General features: G+C 44.3%; 14 protein-coding genes. 6 read left to right on the plus strand and 8 right to left on the minus strand.

What is annotated here, in order from left to right:
* Positions 1-116 precede the first annotated feature (116 nt).
* The 3 genes from RIE73_RS24130 (at position 117) to RIE73_RS24140 (ending at position 4171) form a co-directional block, all read left to right on the plus strand.
* Positions 117-956 carry a dual specificity protein phosphatase family protein gene (locus RIE73_RS24130; protein WP_446403598.1) on the plus strand — a complete coding sequence of 280 codons (840 nt, stop codon included), beginning with the start codon at positions 117-119 and terminating at the stop codon, positions 954-956.
* 583 nt (positions 957-1539) lie between these two features.
* A complete protein-coding gene (locus RIE73_RS24135; protein ID WP_446403599.1) occupies positions 1540-3519 on the plus strand; it encodes a tetratricopeptide repeat protein in 1980 nt (659 codons plus the stop codon).
* 220 nt (positions 3520-3739) lie between these two features.
* Positions 3740-4171 carry a nuclear transport factor 2 family protein gene (locus tag RIE73_RS24140; RefSeq protein WP_446403600.1) on the plus strand — a complete coding sequence of 144 codons (432 nt, stop codon included), beginning with the start codon at positions 3740-3742 and terminating at the stop codon, positions 4169-4171.
* Positions 4172-4814: 643 nt separating this feature from the next.
* Here the strand turns inward: RIE73_RS24140 and RIE73_RS24145 are convergent.
* Both RIE73_RS24145 and RIE73_RS24150 read right to left on the minus strand, forming a co-directional pair.
* On the minus strand, positions 4815-4985 hold the full coding sequence (locus RIE73_RS24145) for a hypothetical protein (RefSeq protein WP_446403601.1): 171 nt from the start codon (positions 4983-4985) through the stop codon (positions 4815-4817).
* Between the two features lie 80 nt (positions 4986-5065).
* Entirely contained in the window at positions 5066-5764 is a 699-nt protein-coding gene (locus RIE73_RS24150) for a hypothetical protein (protein ID WP_446403602.1), read from the minus strand.
* A 35-nt stretch (positions 5765-5799) separates the two neighbouring features.
* Between RIE73_RS24150 and RIE73_RS24155 the strand changes: the two genes are divergently transcribed.
* Positions 5800-6579, plus strand: coding sequence for an ABC transporter permease (locus tag RIE73_RS24155; RefSeq protein ID WP_446403603.1), 780 nt, complete (start codon positions 5800-5802; stop codon positions 6577-6579).
* Here RIE73_RS24155 and RIE73_RS24160 read toward each other — a convergent pair.
* Positions 6565-6717, minus strand: a complete 153-nt coding sequence (locus tag RIE73_RS24160; protein WP_446403604.1) for a hypothetical protein — start codon at positions 6715-6717, stop codon at positions 6565-6567. The two genes, RIE73_RS24155 and RIE73_RS24160, sit on opposite strands and share 15 nt — an antisense overlap.
* Before the next feature lie 575 nt (positions 6718-7292).
* On the opposite strand from RIE73_RS24160, the gene RIE73_RS24165 reads away from it, so the two are divergent.
* On the plus strand, positions 7293-7817 hold the full coding sequence (locus RIE73_RS24165) for a hypothetical protein (protein ID WP_446403605.1): 525 nt from the start codon (positions 7293-7295) through the stop codon (positions 7815-7817).
* A 258-nt stretch (positions 7818-8075) separates the two neighbouring features.
* On the opposite strand, the gene RIE73_RS24170 is transcribed toward RIE73_RS24165, so the two are convergent.
* On the minus strand, positions 8076-8453 hold the full coding sequence (locus RIE73_RS24170; protein WP_446403606.1) for a VOC family protein: 378 nt from the start codon (positions 8451-8453) through the stop codon (positions 8076-8078).
* 257 nt (positions 8454-8710) lie between these two features.
* On the minus strand, positions 8711-9259 hold the full coding sequence (locus RIE73_RS24175) for a Dps family protein (protein WP_446403607.1): 549 nt from the start codon (positions 9257-9259) through the stop codon (positions 8711-8713).
* Positions 9260-9450: 191 nt separating this feature from the next.
* Between RIE73_RS24175 and hisB the strand changes: the two genes are divergently transcribed.
* Complete coding sequence (hisB, locus tag RIE73_RS24180) at positions 9451-10095, plus strand: imidazoleglycerol-phosphate dehydratase HisB (protein WP_446403631.1); 645 nt, start codon at positions 9451-9453, stop codon at positions 10093-10095.
* A 418-nt stretch (positions 10096-10513) separates the two neighbouring features.
* Here the strand turns inward: hisB and RIE73_RS24185 are convergent, their stop codons facing one another.
* The 3 genes from RIE73_RS24185 to RIE73_RS24195 all read right to left on the minus strand — a co-directional run bounded on the left by RIE73_RS24185 (position 10514) and on the right by RIE73_RS24195 (position 12789).
* On the minus strand, positions 10514-11740 hold the full coding sequence (locus RIE73_RS24185) for a class I SAM-dependent methyltransferase (RefSeq protein WP_446403608.1): 1227 nt from the start codon (positions 11738-11740) through the stop codon (positions 10514-10516).
* Between the two features lie 199 nt (positions 11741-11939).
* A complete protein-coding gene (locus RIE73_RS24190) occupies positions 11940-12641 on the minus strand; it encodes an Ig-like domain-containing protein (RefSeq protein ID WP_446403609.1) in 702 nt (233 codons plus the stop codon).
* The gene (locus tag RIE73_RS24195; RefSeq protein ID WP_446403610.1) at positions 12562-12789 is read right to left on the minus strand and encodes a hypothetical protein; all 228 of its coding nucleotides are present in this window, start codon (positions 12787-12789) and stop codon (positions 12562-12564) included. The genes RIE73_RS24190 and RIE73_RS24195 overlap by 80 nt, the downstream gene beginning before the upstream one ends.
* Positions 12790-13006 lie beyond the last annotated feature (217 nt).

Raw genomic sequence — 13006 nt, forward strand, 5'->3', positions numbered from 1 at the left:
CTTACCTTAATACCAAATCCAGCTTGACTACCCCTTTGTAATCCAGTCCTGGTTAAGCGGAATTTGTTTGTGTAGCCGGGACTTCCAATCGCCAGAGCAATTTATCAATTAAAACTATGGTTCAAAATTCTAATCTTTCCCTGGTAAAAGTTCAAGACATTTATCCTTCCTTACAGTCCCACATCACGCTTTATATGTTGGAGAATTTTGGAGCAACAGTTAAACTCCTGAGTCCCCACCCCCCTCAAGACCTAATTGTACAAATCTGGACAAATGCCTTAACCAAATTCAATAGTGAAGGCGATTGGCATGGAATCAATTTAACCTATACTCCCGAAGAATCCCAGCCAATCTCTGTCTTTCAAGGCTCATTTATGCCAACGGCTCCCGGAGATTTTCAATTTACCTATCGATTCCGCCGGAAAAATGACGAAAATGCATGGCAATGGGCAGGACAATTTCAGGACAATGGTTATCTTAAAGTAAACCTGCCGTCTCCAGATAGACAATGGACACAAGGACCCAATTTTATTGAAGTTTTCCCGAATGTCTATGTTGGCAATTTTATCGCGGCGTCCCAAGCGGCATCTCTAGGTATCGATGCTGTGCTGAATTTGGGCGAGGAATTGACCTTAATGTTTCCCGAATCCTCTCCTATTGCTTACAAAAAAATGGGTACTTTAGATGGCGCATCGAATCCGATTGCTGACGAATTGTTATTAGCCGCTGTTCAGTGGATTGATGAACAAGTACAGCAAGGCAAAAAGAAGATATTGCTTAATTGTCGCGCTGGGATTGGTCGCAGTGGTTCCGTGGGGGTTGCCTATTGTTTCTCTAAAAATCCTCAGTGGAGTTATCAAGAAACTTTAGAGTACATTTGGAGTAAAAAACCAAATATTTACCCCCACTCTCAATTGCAAGATAGCCTAGAACGCCTTTTTCCTCGGTCAACGTAAAGGTAAGCCAGAAAACCTGCTCCGAGTTCAAATTCCTCTCAATTTAGCTCAAGTCCATTGAATGAACTAAAACTCCTTCCCAGTAAATTATCGTCACATTGTAGTGGCATGGCACAGCTAAAATTGTGGAATAGATTTGACGTTTAAACCGGGCGCAAGCCTTGCGCCCCTACAATTCTAATCCACCAAATAAGGTGTGCCACGACAGTAGGGTGCGTTAGCGAAGCGTAACGCACCATTGCTCTAAAGAGGGTCAATCTGAAAAATGTCATACCCCTTCCCACACCTTTCCGAAAGTTTCCTACCGTAGAACTATCAACAGCGCCTAATTAGACAATCGGTTTAATCAGATTTAGTGCGTAATCAAAGATGCGAGTCCTTGAGGGTGTCGGCTTTCCTGCGTCAACCCAACCTACAACTTGGCTTTGTCTAGCTGCGTTAACAAATCGGGACATTTGTTTTTTCGATAACCTTGCTAATGTTTAATTCCTCATTATCCCTATTAATTACAAATCTGACAACCTTGTTTATAGTCGGCTATTCAAATTTTTATCAAACGGCTAACCTACCCTCTTTTCAGTCTATGAAATCCGAACAAACCGCCAATCAACCCTTTGACCAAGAACCAACCCATAAAGGAATTCCGCTAGTTTGCTGGGTACGTGAAGCTTACTCCAAACCGGAGTCTGAGGCGCAAGTCTCGGCATTACTCAAGGTGGCAAATCAATATTCAGCAGCCGGATATCAAGATAAAGCCTCTGATGTGTTAGAACAAGCCTCAGAAATTGCCCAAACTGTTGAGGATGTTCAGAGTAAAATTAAATTATTACTTCAGGTGGCTAGTGGCTATGTGGCAAATCAATATTCAGCAGCTAGATATCCCGATAAAGCCGCTGATCTGTTAGAAAAAGCCTCAGAAAGTACCCAAACTGTTGAGGATATTCAGAGTAAAATTAAATTATCACTTCAGGTGGCTAGTGTTTATATAGATGCAGAGGAATTCGCCTCTGCTACACCCCTACTAAATTCAGCTTTACAACTCACCCAGGCAACTACAGAAAAGCAAGCAAAACTTGCTTTTTTAACAGATATTGCTAGCCAGTATGCAGCAGCTAACCAGAAGGATAAAGCGGCTGATATAGTAGCACAAATTGAACAACTGAGACAAACAATCAATACTCATTATTTTAGACGGGGTTCTATCCTCGACACTCTCACAAAAGTCTATGCTGAGCTAGGTAATCTAGAGCAAGCTTTTCAATTAATCGACACGATTGAAGTCGGATTTTATAAAGACAGTAAATTAGCCCAAGTCGCACGAGAATATATTAAGCGGGGTCAATACGATCAGGCGTTACAGATTGCCCAACATCTAGAAGGTTTTCATTTTCGTCCCCAAATTTTACAGATAATTGTGGGTAAATACACCACCCAAGGACAACTCGATCAAGCACTACAGGTTGTTCAGACAATTCAGGAGGAATCCACGAAAGTTTCGGCGTTAGTTGAAGTTGCTGATAAGTTGATAGCAACGGAACAGCCGGATAATGTCGAGCCAATCCTAGAGCAAGCCCTGGAAATTGCTAACCGTGCCGAGGATGCTAATTTTAAAGCGTCAGCACTCACTAGCATCGCTCAATCATATCGGAAATTTGGGCAAGAAAATCAAGCGGTTGAACTTCTTGATCGCGCTGCTAAAATTGCCGATATCAACAACCATACATTAGCTAAAATTGCTCAACAGTATTGGCAGACAGGACAAGAGGATAAAGCGACTCAAATAGCGATTAACTTGCCGGATGCTAACCAAGATGTATTAGTTGATATTATTCTCCAAAAGGAAAAACAAGGTGAGTATAGCCAAGCCCTACAATTAGTCGCTTTCTTCAAAGAGCTGGATCGAAAATTTTTTGCAGTAAAACATATCGCAGAGCAATATGTAGAGGGAGGCTCAAGTGAGCCATTGTCTGATATCGTAGCAACGATAAAAGATGCTGAATCTAGAGAAATGTTTCTGGGGACAATTGCTGAAAATTATATAAAAAACGACCAATATGACGCCGCATTAACGATAGTCGAAGCCATCAATGATGCTTACTACAAAGCGGCTGTACTGACTCAACTGTCGTTTCATTACACGGCGGCGGGAGATAACAGCAAAGCCACTGCGCTACTCGCTCAAGCCACAGAAATCGCTAAGAACACTGATGATTACATCACGAGCACGCTTCATCCTCTGTACAAACAAGTATCGATATTGACTTCGATCGCAGGTTTATATCAGGCGATTGGTCAACAGGAAAAAGCGGCTGAAGTTTTATCATTAGCCCAGAAACCAGCCGAAACTCTACAAGCAAGTGGTGAAAACCGACCACCTATAAACGATCTCGAAACAAGTGCTAATATACGCCAGGCAAATTACCAATTTCTTTGGCTGCAACTGGCTCAAAACTATACCGAAGCCAAACAATACGATCGCGCCTTAGTAACGCTGCGACTCGTAGACGATCTGGCGACAAGCAAGCGTTTAAGAACTAGGCTGGAATGTGCCAAGAATCTTTAGCACGTCGGTTGGTGTAATCGCTGTTGATGGTCAAACACACCTAATAAGACCAATCATCCTAACGACTGATTCTAACTCGCAACCCTTGCCCGACTGAGCCACTCCATTTCTGTCGCTGGAGTCATGCAGTCCCCTGGGAGCCTGTTTTAAACTGAAGGTGAGTTCAGGCTGGAAATGATTCATTGTGACAATTTTATAGACGTTTCACGGAGCCAATACTATGATTGGAGCCATTATTGCCAAACAGAAAACCCGCGAAAAATTTGCCGATCGCAATCGCGGTGATATTGATACCTTTCTGGACAATTGGGCAGAAGATGCCACCTTTATTTTTCCCGGACAATCTGAAATGAGTGGCACCTTCCACGGTATGAGTGAAATTCGTCCCTGGTTTAAGCAATTCCGGCAGCAATTTCCTCAGGTTAATTTTGAAATTAAACAGATATTTGTCGGGCGGATTTGGGCAATTGGTGCAACCAATGAGCTAGCGGTGCAATGGAACACCACCCTCTGGAATCAAGATAATCAAAAGATGCAGGGTCAGGGTGTGACAATCGTCCATCTGCAAAAGGGTCAACTTGTCTTAGCCCATGAATTTATCTTTGACTTAAGCCCCAGTTTCTTTCAAGCCAATCAGCCTGCTGCACACTGACTACATCGTTGGTTTAGAATCGCCATCTGTAGGGACACGATATCTTGTGTTCCTACTCATAATTTTAGTAATCAATCTTACCCTTATTCTGCTATTTTATCTCTTGTCCCAAATTTTATAAAATTTTATCCCCAATCATTTAATGTAACCCGTGATACATCTCATAGTCTAGCCGGACTTTGATCACATAGATTATTGTTCACTATCACTCAGTTTTTGCCAAACAAATCACCGATGTTCTCGATCAATAGCACTGTAGGTATCCCAATCCTAGAGGAGAATGAGAGTGTCGGAAAAAAACCTAAACCTAGAGTTCGCGAATTAAGGAGATTGTAGCTATGTTAGAACTACTGATTTTGATGGCTTACTTAGTTGGCTGTTTTGCCTTTATCGAAGCCCTATTTGATAAAAACTTCGATGGCTCCCGCTAACGCATAACCCAGACAAGCGTTTAAGTTAGTGAAGCCAAAAAAAAGCCATTTTCCTGTAAAGTTATACATTAACGCCAACATGAAAACCAACATCAGGCGTTCATACTATTGTTTAGGGGGGATGAACCCAATCAGAATGCACCCTAATCCCCCTGCTTTACCCCCGCTAGATTGACGGAACTAGCGGGGGTTTTCTTTGGTATAAGCGATGCTTATTGCTTGTCTTGATCTTTAAAAGCGAAGATTCCCGTGAATAGCATCAGTAACCCCCCAGCTAAAATCGCGATCGCTAACCCGCCAATGACTAAATCGAATATGTTATACTCCACACTGCTTTTCCTACTCTTCCTGCAAATGCTAGCGTAGAGATCGTCATTTGTCATTTGTCATTTGTCATTCGTCATTCGTCATTCGTCAGGGAATAGGAAACAGGAAACAGGGAACAGAATTTATGTTCAGATACTTATTGCTTTAAAGAATACGTACCGATAAGGGTACGCGTCTGGGGATGACAAACGGAGTTGCAGGTGACCAAATGAATCTGAGTAACCTGCATTTCGCCTATTTTAACCGTTGCCAATTCTTGAACCTGCTGACGGAATGCGTCTCCGGGAGAATGGATCAATCGGCAGATTGTTAAATTGCCCCAGAATATGGTATCCGAAAAATAGGTTTTGTTATCAGGGACACCAATATCGCTTAAACCTTTGTCTAAAGCCTGAATTAACTGTTGCAGCGTTTGATTGCTATAACCAATCAGTGCCACGCTGGTGGGAAATAAGGTGAGATCTTGCCAACTGAAGCGGAACACTGGAAATTGAGGCACAATTCGCTGAAACACTTGATCGGCTTTAACCACATCCTCTGGCGTAAATAGGGGCGGTGTGTGGATGGTGCGAACATTTTTAATTGTGGAATGCATTAAATCAGGCGTGTAATAAAAATGTTCTGGTTCTAACTGTTTTAAGGGTTGGATCATACGTTGACTGATAGACTGGGTAAGGGGTTCGGGTACAAATACCACAGACGTTAGACAACGTTCGCGATCGCGTTCGTAATCAGATCGCATTGCCACAACTGTCATCTGCCCTTTCCCTTGGGCGAGGTGGGTTTTGAGTTGTTGAATAGTTGCTTTTTGAGCGGTGGTATAGTTATCGTGCATGATGGCGGTGGTGATACAGGAGATAGAGTCTCGGTGTGAACGCTTTTATTCAACTTGACCCCATTGATTTAGTTTGGGGATTAGGCATGATGGCGATCGCGATTGGTTTATCCAGTTGGCAGGGGTTAGGATTGGAGTTACCCTTAGCGTGGGCAACAGGGCGAACGGTGATACAGCTTTTGGTGGTGGGGTTTTTTCTGGGAGTTGTCTTTGCCTTGGATAACCCCTTAGCAGTTTTAGCCGTTTTACTGGTAATGCTAACCATTGCGGCGATTACCGCCCGTAACCGGATTGGCAAAAAGATTCCTCGACTATTCTGGGTAGTATTCGGTTCGATTTTCTTCTGTAGTGCCTTAACGTTGATTTATACCAATCTACTGATTATTCAACCGGACACCTGGTATCAGCCTCAGTATCTAATTCCCTTGGGTGGTATTGTTTTGGGCAATGCCATGAACGGATCTGCGATCGCGGGTGAACGCTTGGTGAGTACGATTACCAGTAGTCGCTTAGAAATTGAAACGCACCTGAGTTTAGGCGCTACCCCCCAACAAGCCGTGGCGGGATACCGCAAGGATGCTATCCGCGCCGGATTGATTCCTACCCTAAATCAAATGATGGTGGTGGGGATTGTCACATTACCGGGAATCATTACAGGTCAACTGTTGAGTGGCATTGACCCATTGAATGCGGCATCTTACCAAATTTTAATCATGTTTATGATTGCCACAACTAACCTCACTACGACAATCTTGGTGACTCAGGGTATTTATCGTCAATTTTTCAACGCCCAAGCCCAGTTAAAACTGCCTTGAAATGTTATTTGTTGATTGTTGATTGTTAATTGTTGATTGAGAATCTTCTTCCCCATCTTCCCCATCTTCCCCATCTCCCTCATCTTCCCCATCTTCCCCATCTCCCCCATCTCCCCCATCTTCCCTGCACCCCAACACTCCAGCTTCCTTAAGTGATGCTACGATAGCCCTAGTTTAAACAGCACCTAGCTAGTGTCAGGAACCCCACGCCTAAAGGCGGGGGCTTGAAATAAAGCCCATACCTGACCAGCATAAGACCTACGCGGTCTACGTTAACGGTAAGCGTTAAAGTTCGTACCTACAAATGCTTCCGCTAGTTTGTAGCTCTACAACTCCAGCATTAAACAGGTGTACAGGGTTAAGCCAGTGTGTTGGAGAAAGTACCGACCGTTAACTTATGCGAAGCTAACATTACCCCGGAAACGGGAGGGGCGCAAGCCCAATTAAACAACCCTTATGCGTACAGGTTAAAAGCACGAGTCTGTAATTGCCCAGACGAAAGGCAAATGCAATATGTCGAACGTCGTCAGTAAATCCAAGGCGGTAGGTGTTTCAATTTTTAAGCAGTCGTGTACAAGGGAAATGGAGCCGATGCACTTTCTAAAAAAAGGAAGTCCTGTCGGACTGCTGTTTATGTAAGGGGGGGCGAATTCCTCCCCATACATAAATGACAGGGGTTTCCATTCGCCCCCCTTACCAACCCCTAATTTTCGATGAGTTTTTCTTTTATTACCCCCCGTCGCCTTCTCGCTTCTGGTTTGTGTTTAGGCGTTCTGAGTACCCTCGGTTTAACCGTTCGTTCTCATTCATTCCTCTCACCCGCCGTTGCTGAAGTTGCGATCGCATCCACTAAAGACGTCACGGCTGACGATATGGCGGGTACATGGCGAGGGGAATTAGCACCGGGTCAAATGATTACCTGGATTTTTACGCCAGATGGTAAACTCTTCATGACCGCCCCACCTGTTGCTGATGAACCACAACAGGCGTTAGAAATGCGTTATCAGGTAGAATCTAGTACCAAGCCGATGGGTTTGAATATAGACTTGGCGCAGGGGGCGACTGTGATGACAATTTTTGAGATGACTCCAGAGGGTCAAATGCGCGTACAAATTGCGGGTACGACTCCGGGAGAAGCACGACCTGAAGCGTTTTATAATGCCACGGTATTTGAAAAAGTTTCAGATACAACCACATTACCGCCGAATACACAAATTGATGATTTTCAAAGTCGCTAGAACATTAGTTCAGTCGTCTAATCATCTCCTGAAAAACGGTAATATCAAAGATACCGAAAAACCCCTCTTTTGACCAAGGGCGGGGTTTTTTGAGAGGTTAAGCTGTCATGCATTTAAATTGGGTATTAGCTCAATGTAGCGAGCAAGATGCTCGCACTACGGCAAGGATTTCGCCATAATTGACATTAAGGTTGTAATGCCGAACAGCTTATCTATCGGTCGATACAAAAATCACAACAGTAAAATCTATCCCATAGTTTATTCTCCGAAGCGTTGAATTTCAATGAGGTAGCCATTGGGATCACACAAGAAGCAGTGGTAAATCTTGTATGTTTCATTGAACGTCGGCGGCTTTTCAAAGACAACACCGCGCTGCTGAAGATAGTCAAACCACTCGTCCACCTGCGGCGTTACCAGGGTAAAAATTACATTCGATTGCTTGTCAGTGAGTGGAGTTTTTGTACCGCTACTTTGGCACACACCCACGTACCCATCACCACTCACCTGATAAATCCGACAACTGCCTTGATCGAGCCATAACTCCAAACCCAACACATCTTCGTAGAACCGTGCCGAGATGTCAAGGTCATGGGTGTATAAAAAGGTGATTGAAGACTCAATCGGCGGGTGGGACATCGCTTCACTTGTTCCAATAACTGGTCAGATAATCGAGAGTAGCAATCAGTCTGTTAAGTGGGTGGACACAATAAAGTTAATGGTTGAGATTAGGGAACAGGGAACAGGGAACAGGGAACAGTAAGGATTTGAGGGCGTACAAAACTTAATACAGTACCGTTTTATGCTAGTCCGACTACTTATTTGTTCTCCAAAATTATCAAATACCCACCAGCCAACATTAAATTCCACTGGTGGGACATGTTCGCTACGAAGGTCTAGCTTTTTTTCACAAAACCCAACGTTAAGCTATCCGGTGCGAGGAAATGGTTCAAATGATACGCCCGTTCCTCAGTTTTCAACAGGATTTGTTCATACAAATAGCGGGTAGCGCGATCGCCTAAACTTTCCGCTTGTGACGCCTGACGCCGAATTAACTGGATTATAGCTTGCTCGGCTGCCAAGTCATGCTCGATCATCTGACGCGATGAAAAAATGCCATCGGCTTCTGGAGAGAAGCAACATAACTGCGCCAGAGTGCTAAAACTAGCGGCGGGAACTCCACCTAATCCATTGAGTCGTTCTCCCAAATCGTGGACATGTTCCTGCGCCTGTTCGTAGCTTTCTTGAAAGAAGTCGTGCAGGGAATAAAATTCGGTACCTTCTACGACAAAGTGATGTTTTTGGTATTGCAGATAGAGGGCTTGGAAGCTTGCTAATGCAATATTTAGTCCTTCACAAACCGGAGCGGTGACACCTTGCTCCAGTAGGATGGGATTATCCTGGACTTCACCAAATGCCTGGACTAAACCCTGAGTTTCTGGCATGGTTGTGTTCTCCTTCTCATTAAGTTGGCGTTATTGCCAGTGTCTAGGGTTACTGTAGCACGCTTGTGTGGATTGGGTTAGTAACTAAGGGAAGAGATTGGGAGAGGGAAGATCAGGAAGAGGGACTTCCACCCTGCCGCTCTTTCCTGTGAGAGAATAAGAGACGGTGTTCTCCTATGTCAGCAGCGACTATGCAAACCAGCGATCGCACAGCTATCAATTCCCAGCCTCAGCATCCTCTATTCCCCGCCCGGACAGCAACGGTGAGACGTACCACAGGTGAAACCGATGTCCAGGTTAGCCTGAATTTCGATGGTACAGGAACCTGTCGTGCTGACACAGGTATCCCCTTTTTGGATCACATGTTGCATCAGTTATCCTCTCATGGGTTAATTGATTTAGACGTGAAAGCCACGGGTGATATCGAAATTGATGATCACCATACCAATGAAGACGTGGGCATTACACTGGGACAGGCGTTTGCTCAGGCATTAAGCGATCGCAAAGGGATTGTCCGCTTTGGTCATTTTATCGCACCCTTGGATGAGGCATTAGTCCAAGTGGCACTGGATTTTTCTGGGCGTCCTCATTTAAGCTATGGTTTAGAGATTCCCACTCAACGGGTTGGCACCTATGACACGCAACTGGTGCGGGAATTCTTTGTCGCATTGGTGAACCATAGCCAAATGACATTACACATCCGCCAACTGGATGGAATTAATTCTCATCATATTATCGAAGCCACGTTTAAAGCCTTGGCGCGATCGGTCCGTATGGCAACAGAAATTGATCCCCGTCGCGCTGAAATGATTCCCAGTTCTAAGGGGGTTTTGTGACTTAATAGTCATTTGTCTTCTGATATCGGGGCAGTGAATCTAATGTAGGGGCGGGTTTAGGGGCAAAATTAACAGAAAAACCCATAACCTTTCTACAAAACCCGCCCTGCTCCACCCTATCACTACATCTTTGGCGTGCGATCGCGGTTTAAAATCAGGTGGATTTTGTTGTCGGGTTTGAGGTTAATTGATAAATTTAGGTGGGGATTAGGGCGGGTTTTGTTGTTCCGTTATTGGTGGGGAGGGCGGGTTTTGTTGTTCCGTTATTGGTGGGGAGGGCGGGTTTTGTTGTTCCGTTATTGGTGACTAGCTAAATTAATTCCCTAAACCCGCCCCTACAGATTCCCTAAACCCGCCCCTACAGATTCCCTAAACCCGCCCCTACATCTTTTGACAATGACAAATGACATACAACAAATTAAACAATTGGCGGAATCGTTAATCCTTTAAGCGATCGCGCTTTTTCCAGACTCAACCCTTTACTCTGTACTAGCACCATGAATCCCCCCAATCCAGTGGGGTCAATCAGTTGATGTAAAGCATCCCGACGCCGCATAATTCTGATTACATCCTGCGCCCCTGCAATAGCTTGTCCCTGCTGCTTTCCCGCTGATAGTGCCGAGATGCGATCGCCTAATCCTAATGCCATTAAGAATAATCCTTGTTTGGTCAACTCTACGGGTTGTAATCCAGAACGTTCTCCTTGTCGTTCCAACGCTGTAAAATTGACATGGGCGGTCATGTCTTGTTGTCCAAGATTGACATAAGGATTATCATGATGGCGGTGTTGGTAATAGCATTTCAATGTTCCCTGATGTCGGACGGGTAAATAATAGCGATCGGCAGAATATCCATAATCAATAGTCAGCAAAAATCCTTGATTTAGCTTACTCGCAATTGTTTTAATCCAATCTAACGCTGCCAAATTTACTTCACTCCGATAGCCATCTGGATAGGCTCCCGAATATAAATCAATTCCCATCCATTGAAAATAGTCCTTCAACTGAGGTGTAGAAAGGTCATCGATAACTTCACCAAAATGAATTTCATTGGTTTCTGTCGTTATCGTTGTCACATAAACTTCCTGAAGCTGTCCCTTTTCCAGTACCACTTGATGCACCGGAAATGCATCCACGAGTTCATTCGAGAAACAACACCCAATAATTGAATGATCGGGTAGGTCATCAAAGGTACACCAGCGTAAGGGTAATTCAGGTATATTGAGTTGATTTAAAACTTGTTGTTGTTTCGTGATTAATCCTGCTGTTTTTTCGATAATGATATAGTCTAACGCGGCAAAACAGTCTGGATACTGTCGATGTAAATAGGTTAAAATATCAGCCGCAACCAATCCTTGACCCGCCCCCATTTCTACTAAAGTGAAGGGTTTAGGCTGTTCCAGAATCTCCCACATTTGGGCAAACTGTTCTGCTAGTAATTCGCCAAAATCATGACCCAGATGGGATGAGGTAAAAAAGTCTCCTTCTGAGCCAATATTAACTGCACCCGTTGCATAATATCCCTGTTGGGGATGATAAAGGACTAAATCCATATAGTCGGCAAATGAAATACGCTGATTCGGTGTCGCCGCAATTTTATCGGCAATTAGGTGTCTCAGGGATTGTTCCTTTTGGGATAATGACATAAGTGCAGATGGGGATGTAGAGACGTTCGGAACGGTTTGTAGTAAGCGCTGGACTCGCGGCTGGCAGGCTTTGTGCCTACTATAACGATCTTACTATTGGTTTTTACTTTTAGGACTTACGCAAAGCCTCTATTTGTAGTGGCGTGGCACACCTTAATTGGTGGATTAGAATTGTAGGGGCGCATGGCGTGCGCCCGATTCAAGTTCCCCCATTGCCATCAGAGATTGTATAGGTGAAGCTATCTGTGCCGACAAAGCCAAATTCAGGCGTATAAACAAGTTGATCATCCGTTAAGTCATTCGGTGTGCCGTTATCATCTTGGCTAATGGTGCTACCCAGAAGGGAAATGGCATCAAAGCTGTCTATAAATACAGAGTCTCCTTCTACCGGATCACTATCATTAGCCAAGACATCGATAGTTACGGCTGTATTTTCTAGAGTCGTAGCCTGATCATCTCCACTCACTGGGTTATCATTCACCGACGCGATCGCAAGATTAACGGCTGCACCCGAAGCAAATAGGGAACCATCCGAGGCATTCCAGATAAAGCTGGTGGTGCCATTGAAGTTGGCATCGGGAGTAAAACTGAGGTTATCGTTATCTAGGTTGGCGGCGGCAATCGTTTCCCCTGGGGTTACAGCATTACCATTTAAACGGAGGACACCGTTAGCCGGGAGAGACAGAATATTAATGTGACTGAGACTATCTCCTTCAGCATCATTAAATACAGTGGTAAAGTCAGTCGCCGTGAAGGAAATCGTCGTGTCTTCATCCCCAGTTTTGTTAATCGTACTCAGGGTGGGTGCGTCGTTGCTACCATCAATGGTTACGGTGACTGTGGCGGTATCGATGCCGCCGATCGCTTCCTCCGGTAATCGCGAAGGTGGGAATATCACCATCAGGATCAGTGGCGGTAATGGTGGTAACTAAAGTTTTGTTTTCATTTAGGTTAGCGGTAGAACTAGAGGTAATCGTCGGAAAATCATTAGGCGGACTAATCTGAATCGGAATCGCAATAGGCAATAGGAAAATGTAGAGACGTAGCATGCTACGTCTCTACTGACAAGGGATTGAGCGATTTTAATTTTTGGAGCAGGGGAGCAAACAAATGACCAATGACGAATGACAAAGGACAAATGACGAATATTGTAAATCCGCCAAATGGCTGAAAAAATTACGCCAAATGGCTGAGGCAGTAACATCCGGATGGCGAAGACAATTATAGACAACTTTCTTAACAAAATGAAGAATTCGTATCAGGGTT

The organism is Coleofasciculus sp. C1-SOL-03 (assembly GCF_040220555.1).
Taxonomy (GTDB): Bacteria; Cyanobacteriota; Cyanobacteriia; order Cyanobacteriales; family Coleofasciculaceae; genus Coleofasciculus.

Excerpts from the sequence above, each read along its gene's own strand:
- RIE73_RS24130 (WP_446403598.1), top strand. The coding sequence starts at position 117 with ATGGTTCAAAATTCTAATCTTTCCCTGGTAAAAGTTCAAGACATTTAT.
- RIE73_RS24135 (WP_446403599.1), top strand. The coding sequence starts at position 1,540 with ATGAAATCCGAACAAACCGCCAATCAACCCTTTGACCAAGAACCAACC.
- RIE73_RS24140 (WP_446403600.1), top strand. The coding sequence starts at position 3,740 with ATGATTGGAGCCATTATTGCCAAACAGAAAACCCGCGAAAAATTTGCC.
- RIE73_RS24145 (WP_446403601.1), bottom strand. The coding sequence starts at position 4,985 with ATGACAAATGACGATCTCTACGCTAGCATTTGCAGGAAGAGTAGGAAA.
- RIE73_RS24150 (WP_446403602.1), bottom strand. The coding sequence starts at position 5,764 with ATGCACGATAACTATACCACCGCTCAAAAAGCAACTATTCAACAACTC.
- RIE73_RS24165 (WP_446403605.1), top strand. The coding sequence starts at position 7,293 with ATGAGTTTTTCTTTTATTACCCCCCGTCGCCTTCTCGCTTCTGGTTTG.
- RIE73_RS24170 (WP_446403606.1), bottom strand. The coding sequence starts at position 8,453 with ATGTCCCACCCGCCGATTGAGTCTTCAATCACCTTTTTATACACCCAT.
- RIE73_RS24175 (WP_446403607.1), bottom strand. The coding sequence starts at position 9,259 with ATGCCAGAAACTCAGGGTTTAGTCCAGGCATTTGGTGAAGTCCAGGAT.
- hisB (WP_446403631.1), top strand. The coding sequence starts at position 9,451 with ATGCAAACCAGCGATCGCACAGCTATCAATTCCCAGCCTCAGCATCCT.
- RIE73_RS24185 (WP_446403608.1), bottom strand. The coding sequence starts at position 11,740 with ATGTCATTATCCCAAAAGGAACAATCCCTGAGACACCTAATTGCCGAT.
- RIE73_RS24190 (WP_446403609.1), bottom strand. The coding sequence starts at position 12,641 with ATGGTGATATTCCCACCTTCGCGATTACCGGAGGAAGCGATCGGCGGC.
- RIE73_RS24195 (WP_446403610.1), bottom strand. The coding sequence starts at position 12,789 with ATGCTACGTCTCTACATTTTCCTATTGCCTATTGCGATTCCGATTCAG.